8 protein-coding genes are annotated in these 21,212 nt (G+C 47.3%); 2 read left to right on the forward strand and 6 right to left on the reverse strand.

The genetic code is table 11. The annotated features are described in order from the left end of the window. Positions 1–26: 26 nt before the first annotated feature. Positions 27–452, reverse strand: a complete 426-nt coding sequence (locus tag WC903_06435) for a four helix bundle protein (protein MFA5893571.1) — start codon at positions 450–452, stop codon at positions 27–29. Beyond that, positions 449–14,410, reverse strand: a complete 13,962-nt coding sequence (locus WC903_06440) for a FlgD immunoglobulin-like domain containing protein (GenBank protein ID MFA5893572.1) — start codon at positions 14,408–14,410, stop codon at positions 449–451. The genes WC903_06435 and WC903_06440 overlap by 4 nt, the downstream gene beginning before the upstream one ends. Between WC903_06440 and WC903_06445 the strand changes: the two genes are divergently transcribed. Then, positions 14,382–14,609, forward strand: a complete 228-nt coding sequence (locus WC903_06445) for a hypothetical protein (protein MFA5893573.1) — start codon at positions 14,382–14,384, stop codon at positions 14,607–14,609. The genes WC903_06440 and WC903_06445 overlap by 29 nt on opposite strands. Positions 14,610–16,234: 1,625 nt before the next feature. Here WC903_06445 and WC903_06450 read toward each other — a convergent pair. Next, complete coding sequence (locus WC903_06450) at positions 16,235–16,813, reverse strand: hypothetical protein (protein ID MFA5893574.1); 579 nt, start codon at positions 16,811–16,813, stop codon at positions 16,235–16,237. Between the two features lie 29 nt (positions 16,814–16,842). After that, positions 16,843–17,382 (reverse strand): hypothetical protein, encoded by a 540-nt coding sequence (locus tag WC903_06455; GenBank protein ID MFA5893575.1) that lies wholly within the window; start codon positions 17,380–17,382, stop codon positions 16,843–16,845. A 229-nt stretch (positions 17,383–17,611) separates the two neighbouring features. On the opposite strand from WC903_06455, the gene WC903_06460 reads away from it, so the two are divergent. Then, positions 17,612–18,187 carry a hypothetical protein gene (locus WC903_06460; protein ID MFA5893576.1) on the forward strand — a complete coding sequence of 192 codons (576 nt, stop codon included), beginning with the start codon at positions 17,612–17,614 and terminating at the stop codon, positions 18,185–18,187. Here the strand turns inward: WC903_06460 and WC903_06465 are convergent. Continuing rightward, positions 18,184–20,196, reverse strand: a complete 2,013-nt coding sequence (locus WC903_06465) for a CsgG/HfaB family protein (GenBank protein ID MFA5893577.1) — start codon at positions 20,194–20,196, stop codon at positions 18,184–18,186. The genes WC903_06460 and WC903_06465 overlap by 4 nt on opposite strands. Positions 20,197–20,250: 54 nt before the next feature. Further along, a complete protein-coding gene (locus WC903_06470; GenBank protein ID MFA5893578.1) occupies positions 20,251–21,210 on the reverse strand; it encodes a PEGA domain-containing protein in 960 nt (319 codons plus the stop codon). Positions 21,211–21,212 lie beyond the last annotated feature (2 nt).

Below are 21,212 nucleotides of genomic sequence, written 5' to 3' on the forward strand. Positions count from 1 at the left end.
AAATTTAAATGACCGAAATCTGAAAATCATTTGCATTTCTCCAAAATCGAACCAAAAATCTTCATCAATTCAGTCGCCTCTTGAAGCAGTCCTTGCCTCTCCGCTTCTTCTTGTTCTGCCGGCTCACTTAGATTCAGCCAATAGCGGCTTTCCTTGGCTTCTTTTCGGCATATCCTGATCCTCATTGCAAAATCTTTTTTCCCGAGAGCTTCATTGGCTTCAATATAATTTGCTCCGACAGAGCCGGCCGAGCGAAACATTTGACCGCCAATTTCAATGTTTGTGATCGATCTGGGCAGTTTCTTTATATAATTCCTGACTCTTTCCGCATATTTCAATGTTCTATCTTCCAGATCGTACCGTTTTGTATTTTGCCCGCCTGCCGGACGGGCAGGAGTTTCGGTAATTGGAATTTGTTTAGGATTTAGGATTTCGAATTTTGTTTCTATCATTTTAGTACCGCTATTTTGCCTCTCCCACTCACCGACCTATCCCCCAGCCTGGCTACAACTTCGTAAGGATAAATCCCATTCATAACCAAGTCCCCTCTCCCATTCCTCCCATCCCACTCTATATCGTTATATTTTGACCAAATGCTCGATGCTTCTCCGTTGGTGGTGCCGTCTTTCTCGATAACTAATGAGCCCGTGATGTCATAAATCCTGATCTTGACCTCATCGGCATCGGCACCTAACTTATAGCGGATCTTCGTCGTTTCCCGGTTCGGGCTGAACGGGTTCGGATAGTTGGTAATGCCGGTTAGGGTCAGGTCGGGCTGGATAGTGAACGACCAGACTTCGGAGGTCGCCGCTTCGCTGGTTGAGAGCGCGGTTACTTTCCAGAAATAGGTATCTTTTTCCAGGCCGGGATCGAACTCGTGGATGGAGTAAGTGTAATAGTAGAGCGTTGAGTCGGTCTTGTCGGGAGAGCCAGAGTTGGCGGACTTATTAAAGGATTGTTTGGCAATCGAGAATGCATCGTTTTTCGCGACATCCAACTGGTAACTGGTTACTGTTAACTGGTTACTCCTTTGATGTTTCCATTCAAAAGTCGGTCTGATAGATTGGACGTTGGCCTTCTTGTCCGCCGGGGCGATGAGGGTTGGGGGTAAGAGGGGGGCGGAGAGGGCAACATTTATTTCCCCGGCAATTACAGACATGGGCCCGACATTTGTCCCGTTTACTGGCGCAAAATTGACTGGGATTTTCTGAAATTGTATAGAGGGGATCGCTAGATAAACGCCACCGCCGGGAGGGGAACCGGACATATAGCCTGCCCATGCAATATACGCATTATTATCATTTTTATCAACACAAATCGCTTTACTTCCCACAAATACGCTACAGCTAGCAATCTTAATCTTTTCAGATGATCCTCGCTTGTAATAAAGCGCGCTTCCCTCATTCCAAACCTCATGAGAAACACCATTGACCGTAACTTTAGCTGGGCCGGTCTTATGAGTAGACACTAAGAGAGGACCAGTTACCGGGGTGCCAGTAAAATTCACTGCGTAATCAGCAGGGATTGCTTTTTCATACTGACGATAATTCCCGCTATATATTATCGGTCCATCTTTGTCCCCATTAACAAATCTTAAATATAATTTCCCATCATAGGCAAGATAAGGATTAACCGTGCCAAAAAGGGGTGCCCCACCATACTGATCATCCCTCAAATAAATCGTCGAGGTTTTAGTGATGGAGTTCCCGGCGTTATCTGTTATCGTAATTTCAAGCGTATAGTCCCCTTCATTCTCATAATCACCGCTATTATTCTTCCCGTCCCAGGTAACAGAGCGGATGTCTCCGGAGCCGTCGATCGTCAAATCTTTGACCGTATTGGAGCCGTATTTTATTCTTGCCGTTCTCGAGGCAAGGTCAGAACTGCCCAAGTCATAATGGTTAAAGCTGACCGTTACGCTCCCGTCAACATAAGGATTGAAAGTCGGCGAAGGGCCGCTAATGCTCAAATACGGCGCCAGATTGTCTATCATATACGTGTAAGCCGTATCCGACGTGTTTCCGGCGATGTCATGAATTCGCAAAACCAGAGGGTGAGTGCCGTTGCTCATATCGGGCCGCCAGGGAGTAGTAATAGTCCCCTGGCTGGCGCCGTCAATTATTCCCTCAACCCGGTCCACATCTGAAGTCGCGTCAGCCGCGGTAAAAGTAATGTAGGCGGAGGTGTCACTGCTCCAGACATTCGGCGACGCCCAGCCATTGTTCGGATTGATCGCGGAAAAATATGGGGCGACCGTATCAATATAATATGTATAAGCCTGGCTATCAAAATAATTCTTCGCGACATCATGAGCCCTTAAGAATACCGTGCGCGTCCCCTGCGGCAGGGTCGGCCGCCAGGGAGTAGTAACGGTCCCCTTACTGACACCGTCAACAAAGCCTTCAACGCTGGCCAATCCTGAAGTCGCGTCAGCCGCGGCAAAAGTGATATAGGCCTGGTCGGTATCCCGCGACCAGCTGCCCGGCGTTGCCCAACCATTGTCAACTTTGATCTGCGTAAAATAGGGCTTTATCGTATCAATCAAATAGGTGAAAGGCCCGGAATCGATGTAAACTCCGGCCTTGTCATAGGTCTTCAAATACATCGTATATGTTCCTTCCGGAAAAGTCGGACGCCAGGGAGAAGTGATCGTTCCCTGGTTCGCCCCGTCGATAAAGCCCGCGGTCCGGTCAACGCCGGATACCTCGTCGGTGGCGGAAAAGATAATATACGCCTGCTGGGTATCGTTTGACCAAGAGCCGGGTGTCGCCCAGCCGTTGTCTGTTTTTATCTGGCTGTAAGACGGCCCTACTGTGTCAACGATGACATCAATATTCCCGGACGCGCTGTTGCCCGCCTGGTCAACCGCTGAAATTTTAAATGTGTATGTCCCATCGGTAAATCCGCCGGCGTTACCCGTTCCAACCGGCCCGGTTTGTCCGTTACCGTTCCATATCCTGGTATAAATTCCATTACTCTGCCAGGCCTCTTCAGTTAAAGCAACGACCGGCAAGCCCGCTTTATTAACTTTGATTTCGATCTTTGCCTGGCTGTTATTATCGGACACTTCATAGGTCAGCGTCGTTAAATTGATAACCGAATTCGTTCCCGGAAGCGGCGAGAAGCTATACGGTACGGCAGAAAGGCTCGGGAGCGTCGGCTTCTCGTTATCCACCGTCACCCACTTATCGCCCAGAGTATTTTCGTAAACCGGCTGGCCGCGGAAATCTTTGATTTCAGCCACCATCCGGTATTTGCCGTCGGGGACTTTGACTCCGGCCTCATCGCTTCCGCCCCAATCCAGCCACTCATTTTTGGCCGAATATGCTTCTTTTGCCGGCGAGGTCCAGACCAAAGTTCCAGCCTCGTTGTAAACTTTTACCCGATAGGTACCCACCTTCTTCATCAAGCTTAAATATTTACTCCAATCAATATCTACCGCCATCGCCTTTAGCCACTGCGCAGGCCAGACCGTGGCCGGCGTTATGCCTAAATTGATGCGGAAGTAAAGCCGCGCGCGCTTCTGAACAGGATTATCGCTATTGCCAAAAGGCGAAATAAATAACGGATCAGGATTGCTCGTCAGCAGTTGGTCCGGCGGAATCAATTTCAAAACATTGTCCTGTATCCAGAACGTGCCGCCATATTTTATCTCCGTGATATTCCCTGCCGCGTCCCTGGCCTTAACGATAAAGGCGTATTTACCCGGCTCGGCATACTGATCGCTCCCAAGATACCCATTCCACATTTTGGTCTGCTCTACCCCGCCCGTCTGCCACCCCATATCAAAGCTAACTATTTTATTCGCGTCATTAAAATCTTCTTTCTTGTAAACGGTCGTATTATCGGTATTGGCAATCCTGTGAATGCTTAAAGTTACTTTAGAATCTTCGGAAACCTTGTAATGCAGGGTGGTTGACCTGGGAATCCCGCCATTTATTTCGTAGATATCATTCGGGTCCGAATTGGTCGCGAAATGAGCGGGAGTAGCTATCATATCGGCGTTGTCTCCCGGATTGACCACTTTCGTCACTTCGGGAGTGACCAAGTCAATGACAAAACTCTCCAGGGCGCTCGCGGTGTCTTCCCCATAGTTGCCGGCCAGGTCATAGCCATACATTAGGAGCGTCGCCGGACCGTTATCGTCGGTCGGCAAAATTGTATATTCGTAAGTATAGTAATTGCCGGCTTGATCGATCGGCGCGGCGAAGTTCGAATTAATCTTGACTTGCGGAGCGGGATTCGCCCTTAACGTCTCCGACGCCTCAAAACTGATAACTATCGTTGCTCCGGCTTTGGCCTGTTTCTGATAATCATTATTGCTCGAAACTATTGAAGAGACCTGGCCAAATGTCGGATCTTTCGTGTCGACTTCAAAAGTCCGGGAAGCAGAACTATAATTCAATGCTTTGTCGGTCGTTTTAACCACAATAGAGGCTGTGCCATCATAACTGCTGTCGGCAGGAATAGTATAGGTCGTTCGATATGTGCCGCCGGAAATTAGTGAAGCAAGATATTTGAAAGTAGTGTAATTATTTTGCGTCACTTCAATGGTTGGATTGTTAATCAAACCGCCGGGGCTGTCGGTAACCGAGAAAGTAATATCGACGGAACCCTCGTTCGCCGGATCGCGTGAAACAGCAATAGCTTCAATCGTCGGCGACCCTTTGTCGACCATTAGGGTCAAGGGGCAAGGTGCAAGGGTCAAGTTGCCGGCCAAATCTGTTACCTCGATTGAAACCGGTGTTGTGCCGTCGGCGTCGGAAGAGGCAATCGTGTAGGAATATGAATAGTCGACGCGGCTGGATGAATAAATGGTCTTGCTCTCCTGGACAGGGATAAACCCTGTCCCTACATGGACAACGGGATCAGCCAGTAGCGGCTCGGAAACGCTGAAGTCAACTTTAACCTTGCTCCCTAGTTTGGCATAGGTGGTTGGGCTGGAACCTCTGGGATTGCCTTCGACATCCAGATCAATATTACTAACGGTTGTCTGGATCGTATCGATCGTTAAGAGGTTGTTAGCTTGATGGGTGGTTAGGTTGTTGGCAAGATCGGTCGCCGCAATAGTAATCGCTGCCGCCCCCTGCTGGTCGGATGAGGTGACGTTGTATATGTACTCATAATTCAAATCGGTTGAAGCGGGAAACCGGCGACTAAACGTCGCGGTTTCCGTATTTATCTTGACGATCGGATCGGATTCAAGTGTTTCTGAAACTGTGAAGGTTAAGGTGAGTGTCCCGGCTTTGGCCGGATTGGGAGAAACAGATAGGCTGGAAATAATCGGCGCGTCGGTTTCATAGATAACTGCCTGACTGGTGGAAGCTGCCGACGTGTTTCCCGCCGCGTCGGTGGCATCGAGTTTGAGAGTGTTGACACCCACGACTAAAGTCGTGGGAATGGAGAAATTCCCCTCGACAGAAGCCGTTCCAGAGCTGACTAAATTATCATTAATATATACTTTAACCTGTGAGTTCGACTCTGCGGTACCGGCAACAATCGACATCGTCTCATTCGTATTGGCAGGCAAAAGGCCAACAACCGGGACTGCCGGTACAGTGTTATCAACCCCAACTTCCTGACTGACCAGATGCGAATTGCCCGCCGGATCAAGCGCCGAGATCTCAATCGAGTAGTTTCCGTCAGCCACAAAGCTGTTGGTTTCATCTTTCCCATCCCAGGTCAGCGTCGGAATTGCAAAAGTCCTGATATTCTTGGAAACCTGCGACTGAACGTCGCGGTTTCCAAATGCCAAATATGCTTCCGTCCATTGATTGTTCCGCAAAGTTCTGACCACCGTATCGCCCTGCTTTACCTTTATGGTTATGTAAGCCGACTTGGCCAGCGTATAACTGATGACCGTCTGGTCCTTAACGCCATTCACATAAGGCGAGAAAGGATTCGGACTAATCGGCTGGATTGAAACTATCGGTTTGGCATAATCAACCTGCAAATTTACCGTCTTGGGTATCGCCGTCGTCCCCAGCGCGTCTTCACCCGAGATTTTGACATAATAATTGCCGGCAGGCAGGCCCGCCCCATCATATTCGTATACATAACTTCCGGCGGTGTGATTGAATGTCTTGCTCCAGACCGCTTCACCGGTTGAATTGAGAACTTCAAGTTTAACTAACGCTTCGCCGGTGATATAGAAGGTCGGATAGTTGATCGAATAATTAAATGTGACTTTGTCCTTCGAGTTATCGCCGTTGGGCGAGAAGATTGGCAGGCTGGTCGACAGGTCGACCGTGGGACGGGTGGAAACGACGAGGATCGTGGATCGTGATTCGTGGATCGTGTTTAGTTTATCCTTCGCGGTTATAACACACTCATAATTGCCGTCTGCTGTTAATTGCCCACCGTCGGTTTTGCCGTCCCAGTAGAACGACCATGTCCCCGCGGATTGGCTTTCATTCTCAACCAGCCGCTTAACCGTCGCTCCCACCCCATTCACGATATTGATCGAAACAGTGTACGGCCCCACTCCGCCGGAAATGTTGTATGAGACGCGCGTTTGGTCGTTGAGAGAATCGCCGTTCGGCGTGAACGTCGCGGGAATTACCTGACTTGTTACCCCGAACTGGTTGGGCGCGACGGAAAATGTCTCCGAGGTCCTCTCCGCTTCATTGCGCGCCCGATCCCGAGCGACGATCTTAAAGTAACGGAATGGGGCCTGGGCCAGAGGGTCAAGAGCATAGGCCAGAGAATAATCGCCCGGTGTTTTGGCTTCACCGGTTACCAGCCTCTCAATTAAATTCCCCTCCGCGTCATAGACGCCGGCTTCGACGCTGGCGTTTTCGGGCAGATTATAGTTTAACTTTGCCGTCTTCTTCGCGTAATCAACCTCCACCGGCTTGATGGAAATATAGGGCGGAATATTGTCGACCAGCACCGTGTTGGTGACATCGGCCGGCTGGCCGCCGTCGGGATCAGCCGCATAGACTCTAAATTCATAGGAGCCGTCCCCTACCCGGTATTTATTAGCCGAAGCGGTCGAACCGGCATAATCACCGTCAAAGTCGCCGTACCAGCGCGCCGTATGCTCCCCCTTGCCCTGGACCTCATTATTAACCAGGGTTTTGATCGCCTTATTTTCGCCGCCCAGCACGGAGACGGAAAGCTTTAGGTTATCCCGCGCTAAATAATACTTGATCTCCGTATAGCTGTTGTTCGGACTGACCGGCGCGAACGGATCGGGTTCGGCAAAAGCATAGGGGATCAAGGTTGGCACACGGTCAACAACGACCGCTTTAATTTCAGAAGTTGTCGAATTCCCGACCCAGTCCTCGGCATAGACTTCCCAGCTATAGGTGCCGCCCAGGAGTTCGTTACGCGAGCCCCTACCATCCCACTCCCACTGACCGGAAGACGGAACCTGCGACTGAAGTCGCGGTTCCTTATTTGTGGTTGGATAAGAAAAGTTTTCTGTTGCCCCTTCGTGGTTTCTAAATTGTTTGCCATCGTCACGATAAATATTTAAAGTTGTATAGGCCGGCTCGGAGAATTTGTACCAAAACTTCGTCGTATCTTTTACACCATCGTCGTTGGGGGTGAAGGGATTGGGATCGGCGTTGAGACCTAAGACGGCAGGAGGAGTGGTGTCGACAATGGTCTGGCTGATGACGTTATTCGCAATGTTCCCGGCTTCGTCGATCGCGTAAACTGTCGTGTTGTACTCACCATCGGCCAGCCGCTCGCTGATCGGGATTTCAGAAAACAAAATCCACTGGCCGGTCATGTTGTCCCGTCGGTAAATTAGGAACGACTCCTTTGTCCAGGTCAGCTTAACCTCTTTGTTGGCTTCCGCCGATATTTCTTGATTCAACAATGTACGCGTTACGCCATTCGCGTTACTCATTACGGAGAGGTAAATTTTCCCGTTTTCGTTTGTTTTCAGCGCATAGTCCACGCTATCGTACTTCCCATCCCCGTTCGGCGAGAAAGCATAGAGGTTCTGCGACGCTTCGACGGAAGGCGGGACGGTGTCTTTAACAACCGTCACATCGCTGAAAGTGCGGACGTTCTTGTCGCTTTCCTGATGGGAAGTGACGTAGATATAATTATTCCCTTCTTGCGGGAGCGAAACATTTTCAAACCTGAAATTGCCGGTCCCCTTCTCGGCCGTCATCCTCGCCTGATAAGACTCACCTTTTTCCGCATCCGGCACAATGTTTTCTGTTTTCACATACAGGGTAACAATTGATTCCGGCTCGGCGGTGCCGTAAACGGTGACCGTATCTTTGTTGGTTATGTATCTGTCGGCAAAGATCATCGGGGCGGAGAGGGAAAACTTGCCGTTGAGCAGAGCATAGGTTGAAAAGTGATCGAGTGCCGCCCAAAAGACATATTGTTTTTCACCGTTGTTTTCCTGAATTTCCTGGTAATTATCAGAAACTATCTGCAGATCACCCGCCGCGGTAACCTGATGGATATTCCAGGGAAGCATCAAATCTTTTTGCACTTTACCCGTGCCTGTCGCGATCTTTGAGACATCAACACCCAGTTCAACCAGGTCATCGAATGTATACACAAATTTTAGGGATGGCCGCCGATCAATTCCCTCCAGCGTACTGACCGCGAACTTCCAGGGAGACGGCTTGATCTCCACGATCGGCCCATGGGTTAGAAGTATCGGCCGGTTACGTATTTTCAGCTCGGTCATCGTCACCGGCGTAATGGTTACCAGTTGATCCTGAACAAGCTTAGAGCCGTTAACGAAAGCGCCTGATGGGAAATGGAGCTCGGCGCGCTTATACGCGCTCCAGGCTGACTTCGTTTCATCTTTCCTGACCAGAGTGCCAATATTTATGTCGGTTGTCGCCACCAGACCGCCAGACTTCAATAACACGGTGTATTTGCCGTTTAGCCTGGAGACGTTCCACCAGGCCAGGCGGCCGGATACCGGCTTGTTATCAAGTGATTCCTGTATCCTGGCCCAGCTTTTACCGTCAAAATACATCAGCTCGTATGCGCCAGGGGCCGCTCCTGTTATCTCGATATAGCGCGCTTCCGCAGCGTTAAGCTTAAGCTTTAAAGCAAAGGTGTCATCCAGGCGCCGACTATTGGAAGTGATCTGTTTGACTGTGATATCCTGATTATTGGTGTTTGCTCTGTCTTTGACGCTAACCTGCCAGTTGGAGATCACTAGATTAGGGTTATCAACCGGGCTAATGCCGTCATCGATATAAGGATTTCTTTTTAGAAAAGTGTATTTAAGCGCGGCGGCAGACCTATAATCGTTTTGATTGATCGCGTAATGATCAGCGATCTTATGAGTGCGGGTCCCTAGAAATTCTTTGTCGTTGAAAGCCAGTAAACTGCTGCGGACCAGGCCATCCTGCCCGATCAGATTGAGGTCGTCGCCGGTCGTCCAGGCGAGTCCCTGCTTGTCATTGTCTTCCGCTTCAACTGCCCCCAAAGGGGAATCCGCCGTTAGCCGGACGGATATCCCGGAGGTATTACCAATTATTGAGTATTTCGGGTTCAGGACAGTGAAATCACCGGGGAGACTTAACAACTGTCCGGCGTTACTTGTCCCGGATTTCCAAACGCTGGCTCGCTCTCCCTGGTCATATCTAACCTGTGCCGCCAGGGTCTTGGTATTAACGTTATTGAGGCTTAATCTTCTCTGCGCGAGTTCAGCCGGGTCCAGCTCCCACCAAGTGCCGTCCGCGGATGTCCCAGTGTATTTTTGCGGATCACCACCCTGTTCCTTATCCAATATTTTTCTTCGGTTTGTTTGTTCAGTGTTGAAAGTTGATATTTCAGACTCGCTTAACGGCCAGCTGAAAGCAAAGGGAGAGGGATGATCGCTCGTATTAGCGGCGTAGATCAACTCTGTTTTCGCCATAAAGGGATATGAACTCTGCTGGGTCAAGGATAAAACCCCCGAGACCGCATTACCGTTATACTCATATTGGCCATTAAGCGGCGCTGTAATCGGTATAAACTCAAGATATTCATCGGAAAGGTAAGAAGTGTAATCCGTCGCGTTTCCGCTCATTTTCGAATTAGCTTTATTATTGATCTCGGCAACTTTTGGCTCACTAATATCCATTCCGTCTACTTTACCCGTTACGGAAGCAAGCGCCCCCGTGTTCCCGGGGAACAGAGTCGTGTCATAACTCCCCAGGTGCGGGGCGGTTTTAGTCACAGCAGTCGGCCCGACAAAATAATCCCTGCCGGGGAAGCCTAATTTATCAAGTTTATCCAGATAGCCGCTAAAGTTTACGGGCTCATTCGCAGGGTGTAACTTATCAACAAAGCCAATCCAGGGGACGAAGCGGTTGGTGAGGCGGGAATAAGCGATAGGTGCTTCCAGCTGAAGCGTCAGATTTACGCGATAAGCGCCGTAAGACTTGGGGAGTTCATTATACAAATGGGATGTCGAATAAGGAGTTCCAACATTCTCCGCCTTAAATACACCTTTAATTGTCCTTGCCACGCCCGTATTCGGCAAAAGATCGCTAAAAGTATTATCCAAAACAAACGAACCATCTTTTGCGTATACCTCAATATATGTATCAATTGCATCAATACCGGAGCCGGGATTGGGTTTGCTCCAATTATAATCATCCCAATTCCACGGCCACCAGGCATTGGTATCAAATTCGAATTGATAGCCCTTTGCTTCATCTCCTTGTTTGAAAACAACCCCCTTGCCGCCGACAACAGGCAGATTGTCCTTTTCCAGCCAAACTGTTTCAACCCGTTCCTCACGTTCCCTTCTCCACTTGAACGGGTTCCACCAGGTTCCAACTTTGTAACCAAACATTACTACATCATCTTCAGCACCCAAATAATGATTCCAGGCATGAATTTTAAATGTAACTTTAACTTTCGTATCCACTGCCCTAAAGCCCCGATGCATCAAAGCGGCGAACGGGACATATGGATAGGTGGTAATCTTTTGCCCCCCCGTTGCGGTCAGCGTATAGTTAAAATCCTTAGGTGGAAAATAACGCCCGATCCCTTTGATATCAACATAATAAGGCGATTCCCCTTCGGCTAACCTGATCTTTTGGCTCGTGACCCCGTTGTTAAAATCGACTTCCTCACCAAGCGGCGCTAAACTAGCCTTAGTCAGATCAGAAGTAAACGAAGTGATTTTAAGATTATTAACCTCATATTGTTTACTGTCACTCCCATCTTTGGCTATGACATTCAGTATCAGCTTATAATCCCCTGGCCCGGCCATTAAACCGCTCTCCGGATCAGGATAATTACCACGCCAGCTAAGAGCATGGGGGTTATTAGGTTGAACACCTAACACTTCTTCGCCGTTGGCCAAAGTCGCCAGAAGTTCGCCGTTCGATTTCTGGACGAGCGCGTTAACGATCGAGTCCTTGGAAACACTATATTGGATCGTCACCCTATCGGGGAGACCGATCGTAGTAAATTCGCGGTTATTGGGCGTGATCTCTTTGACGGCAAATTCATAAGGGGTTTTAACCTGGATGATCGCCTCATCGGTCGCTACCCCAAGCCCATCAGTCCCCTCCGCCCGGAGGCGGATAATATATGTCCCGTTATCGACATAGCCGCCGGTGTCGAACTTGCCGTCCCAGAGAACCGTTTGCGTTGCCCGCTCAAGGTTAGCCGGTTTAGCTTCAGCCGGTTGTCCTCCCAGGTTGGTCATATCGACCAATCGCTGTCCGGCCACATCGATCATTATCGGGAGATAGGTCTGGGCGTATTTTGATATACCGAGAAAGACGTTATCAGCATAGATCGAAGGGTTAGCCGGATCATCGTCAGTTTTGGCCGTGATCATTAACTGCCCTGATCCGATCTTGAAATCTATGCCGCCCTCCCCGCCGGAAATCGAGGTATCCCAGCTTATAAGCGGCGATTGAACTTTTATCCCGCCGCCATATTGTTTTATATCTGTATAGCTCCCTGAACCGACAAGAACAATACTGCCGGTAAACTTATGATTGTTTCCGTCAGCCGACCAGCGGAGATGATAACCGTCATCATCGCTCCAGATAAAATAGCCAAGGTCTGTTCCGGCTTTATAATCGGGTTTGCCGATGAAAGGAGCGCCGAGAATATTAGGATAATATTTGAAGAAGGCAACGCTAGAGCCCTCACCCACCGTCGCCGTAGGCGACGGTCCCCCCTCTCCCAAAGGGAGAGGGTTCAATGCTTTTATGATTTCAACATAAACATTAGCCGGTTTGACACTATTGATAAAGCCGATGGGGAGCTTGACGGAATCATCCGACTTGAAAGCAACATCGGAAGGGAATGATTTTAGTTTGGCATAGGGCATTTTGAGAGAAGCAAGGGTCATTTCATCGTTGTTGATCTTTATTGCCCGAGTTACAGCTAACGACTCCCCACCCTCCTCGTCCACCACAACCATAACCGTATATTCCTGACCGTTTTCCAGCAGGGCGGTATTAAGGTAAGCGAGAGTAGCCTCGTTCTGCAAAGGGCGCAGAGAAACATTATTGGCCGTTGAGCTGTTCCCCCGATTTATGAGCGGGACTTCGATCGCGGATGTTTCCCAGCCCTCACCCGCTAAGGCCGAGGCTGACATACCATCTCCCACAGGGAGAGGGGTATTACCCTTACGATAGTAAACGCTATACTTTTTAAATGGTCTATCGTTCGTCCAATCCGGATCGATGGCAGTGCCGCGGAGCGAGATCATTCCCGATACTTCCGACCCGTCTTCTGCCGGGTTGGAAATGACCGGAGCGATCCCATCTTTGACACAGGAGGCATAGGCTAGGCCGATATTGCCGACATCATCTTCGGCGATCAACTGAAAACGATAAGCACCTTTAGGGTAAATGCTTTGATCGGCGGCGTTAAAGACGAGACTTCTTTCGGTCGTCAACTCCCACGGGGAACCAACCTGTTGGCCGGAGTTAGAGTTATACAGTTTCACCTTGACCCTTGGCCCTATCCCCTTACCCCTGTTATCAGCCACATCATTATCTTCTGACAGATTAAATGATATGGTGCTTTTATAAGCATTCGCTCCGCTATTGGCCAAGACATAGGGACTGGCCAGCTGGCCATAGATGACCGGCGGAGTCCGATCGATCCTGATCGCTTCGAGGGTCCGGGGGACGCTTTCGTTCCCAGCGTCGTCTCTGGCCACAACCTCTACCCGGTAAAGACCATCTTCCGGCCCGGCCATGAATCCGCCAAAGGCGGAATCGTATTTCCAAGTGTAGGAAGCTAGATAGTTCGGAGTTGAGAGTTCGGAGTTGGGAGTGGCTTGGGCCAGGTAGGCAGTCGTGGTGTTTTTGGAGGTATTGACTAGTTTAATGATAACCTGTGCCTTTTCGCTGGTTCGCGCGGTCAGGCCCATTTCCGTCGTCTTTGAGGTCATCGGATTGGGAGTAACATCAACTCCGGCAACAATTGGCGGGGTCGAATCAATTGTGATAGGCGTTTTGGCTACGGCTTGGTTCCCGGCCAGGTCGGAGGCAGTGATCTTTATTAGATAATCGCCGTCAGGCACCTTGTTAGGATTTAGGATTTCGGATTTCGGATTTATACCACCATCCCAGCTGAAGAAATTATCGCCTTTGGAGAGCGCGTCGGAAGTAGCGATCGTAGTGACGAGGTTATTGTTCAGATCGAACAGTTCGCAGCGGATGGAAGCGAGGTTAGGAGAAGCTTCATCTGATGAGGTGAATTTGATCGTGGCTGGCGCGCGGGGGGAATATGGCTGTATGGGGACCATGGCAATAGTTGGGGCCCGCGTATCGATAGTGATGTCCATGACCGCCTGGGAGACCCCGACATTACTGTTCGCAACGACCATTAAAGAGTACTGGCCATCTGGAAGCGTCTCGGTCGGGGTATATTCAAACAACATATGCTTGTCGTAGGTCCCGCCGCCGACCGTGGTTTTGACCTGCCCGGTAACATCTACCTCTTCAGTCCCGACCATTAATTTGGCAGTTGTTAAACTGACATTTTCCAGCGGATCTTCACTATAGGATGATTTGGCAAATTTCCCTTTAAAGGTCGGCTGATTGTTCTTGGTAAAAGTCCCAGGCAAGGGAGAGAGTTCGGAGGGGACCATGGGGATGGTGTTAAGGATGATCTTCAGCAATTGGCTGGACTTGATACCGACGGCATTTTCGGCGCGAATGGCAATGACATTTTGCCCTTCGGCAAAAGGCATATTTTCCAAAACAAATTCCCCTGTTTCGGGATTGACCCCTTCGATCGACTTCCAGGCGGCGAAATTAAAAGAATATTCAAATTTCTTCATCAATTTCGGGACCAGATAGTTCAGCTTTCCGGCGATCCGCGAAGGCGGCTTGGTCAGGGTCATGGATGTGATATATTTTCTTTCCCCTTCCCCTGAAGCAGACAGCACTTTAAGCGTCATCGGGACAGGCAGATTGACAGTGCCGCTGGCGGCCCTGTTTTCGGTCACGCTTTTGACTTTGACCGATTCAAAACCAGGGGGAACCGAAGAGGCGGAAAAATGCAAGCTTGAAGTTTCAAGCGAAGCCCCAGATTCTGATGTTGCAGCCGGTTCCCAAGTCGCCTGTAAACTCAATATAGTAGTAATAGCAGGGCTGTCCAGCAAAGCTTGCGATAAAAGCGTATTTTCTTTTAAAATATTTCCATGAGCACCAACAGAATAATTAATTTCATTTTTATAAAAATTTACTTTATCAATAAGGCTGAGGGCTGGAATAAATCTCATCCACCAAAAACTCTGCCATGCAACCGGGTAAGGGACTCCTCCTAATGCGACAACGGCAGCCGCAGCGGCAATGGCTGCTTCAGTGACTGCTACTTCCGCGACAAACTGCTCATTTAAATATTTCTCAAATCCTTCAGATTTAAAGATTTTATTATATCTTGGGGCATCCTTTAAAAAAGATAACCCTTCCCCCTTTTGGCTTGCAGCATCAATTACCATATCTCCATCGTTAGTGTAAAATCCCCCCATAAATCTTGCGAATTGCAAACTTAAAAATTTAGATTGAGACGTCGACAGCCCGTAAAATGAAGGGTGAAATATTGTCATTTTCTGATAATTCAAATCCATAAATTTACCAAATAGATCTTTTTCTAAACGGTTTCTAATGTCGTATGAGTCGCTACCGATCATAAGACTTTCCCACCCATCTCCGTGGGTGGCATTATATGTGTCACTATCTTTGTCATACTTCAAGTTTGAAAATAGTTGCCCTATTTCTTTAAATGCTGTGCCATAAGGCTCAAAAACTGGTATTCCGGTACCATAAATAATGCTATACGATGGTTCCAGTGACGGATCAAGGGGAATAACATTCCCCAATATCTTTACGGTATTGCCGGTTGGAATTATATCGGGTAACCCACCCCACGCAGAGCTAGGGGCTCTTAAACCAAACAAGGCATCATATGCTTTAGGCAATAAAATAAATGCGCCAGATAAATCCGCTCCAAGCTGGTATGGGCCAAATATATCCCCACCAAGTAATTGATCCTGGATATATTTCCCGATATTCCCGTTGACTGCCTCTGACGCATTTTCAACCAAATTACTTGGGCTGCCCTTCATAAAATCATTCAATTTATCAGAAACGGAGGAGGCAATGCCATAGCTAGTTAAGACTGAAACATAAGCGCTAGTAGAACCCTTCAAAGCTGCGTCAACAAATACAACCTTATCTACATCATTCTTATAAAATCCAGTGGGATAGAGCTGCTTTAGTTGATCGGAATAAACATATCCTCTGGGAGCAAAATTACCAAATGAATGCGCCACAAGTATGTATTTTTCTGGGACTTCTCCGAGACCCAGTTCTCGGCCATGTAGTTTTTTAAAATTATTTTTATAATCTATTTTCGCTTTTTCTAACCAGCAAAGACCATTCATTTCAGGATCTGGGTTATGATAACTCCTATCGCCCAATTCCCTAGCATTATTTATTGCGGACCCGACCGGAACCGAAAAAGTGTAAGCATAAACGTAACCTTTTAGCCCCAGCCCTCCTTCAGTAACGGGCTTCTCAAGATATTTCTTAAAACCCCCATATCTATTATAATTGTCCACATCATTGATATCGTAGTTTACATCTGTATAATAATTATCGACACCAATCCATCCTCCGGCATTGCCATTTATCCCATGGATTAACACTATTAAATATCCAGGATAGGTGATAGTACCTTGGATTATCGAGGCGGAGGCCCCCACCCTCCAGCCAATCATAAAGAATATTAAAATTAACAGTAAGTTTTTCTTCATCGCACGATCACATTATAACCTTCCCACTCCTAATTTCAAAAGAAGGATAAGTCCGTCTCTCCCAATAATTGGCTGCAACTCAATAAAATAATCCAACACTTTTCCCCAAGAAGTATCTACCCAATATATTGCACCTAAATATCCGGAAATATACAGGTAATCATACTTTGTATGACTAACATATGTGCCCGTAAAACTTCCATAATTTGGGTTTTGCACATTTGCATAGCCCAAGCCAATGCCGCGATAAATATTAAACTTATTATATTCAACTTGATTATTGTAAATTTTGTATGCAACATCTGACGCTATAATATAATCATCCGGAGAATCTCCTTTCCTATAATATATTGATCCATAGTAAATGGATCCGTGAGGTGCCCAATTATCCAATCCAGACCAGTATAATTCAGTCCAGTAGAAACTTAATCCGAACATATTATTCGTTCCCAGAAACGCCCCTATTCGGGCCGCCTTCCCTCTCTCTGAATTCAAAACCTCATTCGAATATTTTTCGGCCCCGTAGGAAGGGAAAATCAACATTAAAATTGAAACAGCAACAAATAATAAAACTATTTTACTTTTTATCATAGATTTCCTTTCTATATTTTTTCATTAAACTAATACTTTTCTTCAAGGTATTTTTCTTCCGCCTTTTCAATTTTTTCTGAATAAGATCTTCCTTGTTTTTCAACTGGAATCTTAATTTTATACCAGAGGTTTCCGATCTTCGGCTTTTCTTCCCAATTCAAGCTATAAGATGAAAAACCGAGCGGAATCCAATGTTCTTTATCATTAACCCCATATATGGAAGCATTATATCCCGCAGGTAAAGTAAATATAGGCTTTGCTTCTGTTGATGGTTCTGAGTAAAGAACACATTCCGTTATTATTGTCATAGTCCCAGATTCGTAAAGTTTATCGTTTTTGTCTGTATTTTTACTATCAACCCATCCTTCCACATAATCATATTTTGACACCCTTTCTCCGAAAACCTTTGACACATAAACAATTGCAACAACAACAACAGCTGTTAATAATATTTCCCCCCAATATGAAGGCCGATCAGATGTGCCAATCCCACCACTCCATGAAGGAACAGCCAACAAGCAGGCAGAAAAAAATACAATTATTAAAGTTATTGATATCAAGTGTCGCATTTTTTCTATATTTTAAACTCTGAATCAGCAAATGAGGGCAAAATAAAAGTTGAAGATAAAAGAAAACCAAAAATGAAAACGTGAATCATTTTTTTATTCATCACAGCCCTCCGATTTTCTGAAAATTCAAGCGACTGATTTCCACTATGATATTATCGTCGGATTTTGATTGGTATTTCATCATTTTTTCTCTCTTTCAAGGCCTTTTATACTTTGCTATAATCTCCTCATGCCCATCCAGGAACCGATCACCGTTCTAACCAATCTCCCCATCCTCATCTTTAGCCTTTATTGCTTCAACTCTCTCCGCCAGAAGCCGTCCCCCGCCTCGCTTTTTGCCGCTTCATTCCTCTTTTTGGCGCTCATGACGCTCTGCGGCACGCTCTACCACATCAACAATTATACCTTCTTTACACTGCAAAAATACGGCACAATGATCTTTGGCGGGCTCTTTAGCGCCTCTTTAGGGCTGGCCGCTCTCTTCGATAACTTTAAACCCAAAACCGCCCGCGTGTTAGCCGGTCTGCCCATCGCCTCTTTCATTTTTTACCTGCTTGCGATCAGGAACAATTCATTTTTACCCTTCATCTTGCTTCAGCTTTTCAATATTCTGATAATCTTTTTCGCCTACTTACAGGGCTGGCCAGGCCGGAAAACCCTTTTTATCTATGGCGCTTGCCTGGCTTTTATTCTGGCCGGGCTCGTCCAGACACAACCCGTTAAATTTCTCGCTTTCAACAACAATGATCTGTTTCATATTGTTGCGCTGGCCTCAATCGCGCTGCTGTATTTGGGACTTCCCTAAAATTTCGCCCCGATCCCAAATTTAACACTCAATTCCTTAAATGCATCTAAAGTCGTCCTTTTTGTTGAGCCTGGGGTTATATCGGGATAAACTAATACCCCAGATTCCTTGAGGAAAGATGCCTCAATAGCCAGATCCGCATAAAATTTATCTTCGGTATAACCCACCCCGGCAGTATAAACAGCCTGTTTAATATCATAGTTCCTGGGGTAATTGGGGTCATCGGCAAAATTTGGCACCCTATCCAGACGATTATAATTCCCAACGCGCAAAGCCAAATTCTGGCTGAGCGAATATTCAACGCCCATACGGGTGTCATACCAGCCATAATTAAAATGGTCGATCACATCCAGATTCAATAATAGCTTGTCCGTTGGCTTATAGGACAAGCCAAGCCCGCCCTCGGAACCCCCGGCAATTGAAAAACTCTTTGTGGTACCATCATCAACTTTTAGTGAGCCGGAATAGCTGGTGGTCAGCGCCAGGATTCCCCCAATACTGATCTGTGGATTGGGCGAATAGAGCACCCCGCTCTTCATCCCCAATCCCAGGCCGCGGAATTTATAGCTGTATTCGGTTCCGCCAACATTTCGAATAACAATGTTCTGCTTATCCATTAAGACCAATCCGGTGCCGGTCATGAAATTTGAAGCAAACGGGGCGCCGCCGAATAGGCCAAGATTGACCGTCGAATCATCCAGGTAAAACCCGGGAGTTGCCGTGCCGTTTATAAAGAGATTGTCAGTGCTGACGTGCAAGCCATAAGTTGCCCCTTGGATTTGCAAAAGCCCGTTAAATTCATTCGGATAGAACATGCTTTCGCGATAGCCGCCGTAGAAAGATTTGACATTACCTAAACTGGTGCCCGCCGAGTTATAGCGATACCGCCAGCCGAGGCTGATCTCCGTATCAGCGATTTGCGCCAGCCCGGCCGGATTATATTTGGCCAGATCCGGGCCTGTCGCCTGCCCGATAAAGGCCTCACCCATGCCGGTCGCGCGGGAATTGAGTTTTGACTTGCGCCGGACGATCTCAGTCAAGCTCATGGTTTCGAGCGGGATCATGCGCGCAATGTATCCCGGTTTCACTTCTTTGAATGTTAGATAGGGGATAATTTTTGCAATGCTGGCATCTTTGGAAACACTGATAATTTCGGCTTCGCCCGCTTTCTCTTCCGGCAATTGCACCATTTCCGAGATCCCCTCCTGGGTAAAGCTCTTGCCCGGCTCAGCCAGTTCAAAAACGTCCCCAACCTTTACGCCGGCCTTATTCCCCGCATCAATGATGGCCAGCGCCTCTTTACCGCCGAGGCTCACGACTTTCGCCTCGATCGGCCTATACTGGATCAACTGCGAATAGAGCCGTGAATTTACCAGATCAATGTTTTCAAGATCGGATTCCAGCAGATCCTCGCTGGCCAATATCTTGGCGGTATCTACGTCAATAACTTTAACGGATACCGACAATTGGGACACAACAGTCGTATACAACTCTTCGCTTTGCGGCAGCATCAACACGGGGGGAAAGATAAAAGCCAGAGGGACAACCATCGAGTTTAGGGTCTTTTTCCTGTAGAGCGAAACCATCCGCTGGCCAGTAAAGACGTTGCCGGTAATGATCGCATCCGCGCTCAAGAGTTTGCCCAGTTTTTTGTAATCGTATTCCCCACCCTTAATAATTTCAGGGAAGTTTTTTTCCTTTAATACTTTCTGGATCTGCGTCCTTTCCAGGACATCGAATCTACCCGTCTTGACCAGGCCGGTAGCTATTCTGTCGGCAATGACACTGCTGTTGAACGAACGCGCGCCAGTATCCCCCGACAGAAAGTCAACGACCGCTAGGCGCATTTTCCTTGTTTTTCCAGCTTCGGGCGCTGCTGCTTCCGGAGCCGCGATTGATATTGCATCCGCTTTCTCATTAACTTTTTCTTTCGTTGCGGCCTGCGCGATCGCCCCAAGAAACAAAGCCGATAACACCAGCACAATCACAGACACGTAAATCTTTTTCATTGTAAGTAAATCCTCCCGTAAATAAGACGTTATGAAATAAAAACAAGACGAATTTTAGTTTTTTCTTACCGCCCCCTTTTTATTTTCAATTGCTTTCAAGTAAGCGTCGTAAGCAATTTCCGCCTCACTCTTATTATTATATACATGCCAGGCATAATATATTAGCGGGATCCCAATAATTGGAGCGTCTATCAGATAGAATATTCCAAGCAATGGTCCAACGACAACGCTCATATTTCTGGCGTTCTTTGCGTCAGCGCTGCTTTCTTTTAAGGTCTCCGAAGCCAATTTTTCTCTCCTATCTTTTCCTTCACTATTAGAATCATCAATGGCTAAAACCTTATCATATTTATTCTCATACTCCGGTTTGAAGAATTTCATCATTAATCCAGCATACATGTAAATCGCCCCATTTCTAATCGACCCCTTATTTGCTTCCGGGTTGCCTGAAAGAGTATTCCCATAATACAAAGATAGCGCACCAAGTCCGATAACCGCATTGACTAAAGAATTATTAATCTCCCTTTGCTTCTCTACATAGGATTTAAGATAAGGTTCAGCAGGTATAATGACCTCATTCTCCGCGGTCGCAATCTGATTAGCGTTCGCTTCGATTGATATTCCAGCAATATGATGGCTCAAATTAACAGCTTCCGATGAACTCATTTTGCTTGAAAATATTGTTTCCATATCACCGCCAAATCCTTGTGACTCATACAATTTGATTTTTTCCGAGGGGCTCTCCGGTTCGATCTTAACAAGAATTCTAGTGACAGAGGCCTTCACTTCAATTTCCTTATCGAATATTGATTTATTGTTAATTAGTACTTCCAGACGATGGGTTCCGACGCCTATTTTTTCTAGTTTTAGCGGCGTCGATCCCACCGCAATATTGTCAAGATAAACGGCGCTTTCGGTGGTTGGAATGGTAAATATCTCGAGGTTGCCATAATCGGCATTGGCCGACAAGACAACAGAGACTGAAAACAAAACAATAAGTAAGAATTTTTTCATTT

This window comes from Candidatus Margulisiibacteriota bacterium (assembly GCA_041658645.1).
Classification (GTDB): Bacteria; Margulisbacteria; WOR-1; order O2-12-FULL-45-9; family XYB2-FULL-48-7; genus JBAZZV01.

Coding starts and splice junctions, on each gene's coding strand:
- WC903_06470 (MFA5893578.1), bottom strand. CDS start 21,210: ATGAAAAAATTCTTACTTATTGTTTTGTTTTCAGTCTCTGTTGTCTTG.
- WC903_06450 (MFA5893574.1), bottom strand. CDS start 16,813: ATGATAAAAAGTAAAATAGTTTTATTATTTGTTGCTGTTTCAATTTTA.
- WC903_06465 (MFA5893577.1), bottom strand. CDS start 20,196: ATGAAAAAGATTTACGTGTCTGTGATTGTGCTGGTGTTATCGGCTTTG.
- WC903_06460 (MFA5893576.1), top strand. CDS start 17,612: ATGCCCATCCAGGAACCGATCACCGTTCTAACCAATCTCCCCATCCTC.
- WC903_06435 (MFA5893571.1), bottom strand. CDS start 452: ATGATAGAAACAAAATTCGAAATCCTAAATCCTAAACAAATTCCAATT.
- WC903_06455 (MFA5893575.1), bottom strand. CDS start 17,382: ATGCGACACTTGATATCAATAACTTTAATAATTGTATTTTTTTCTGCC.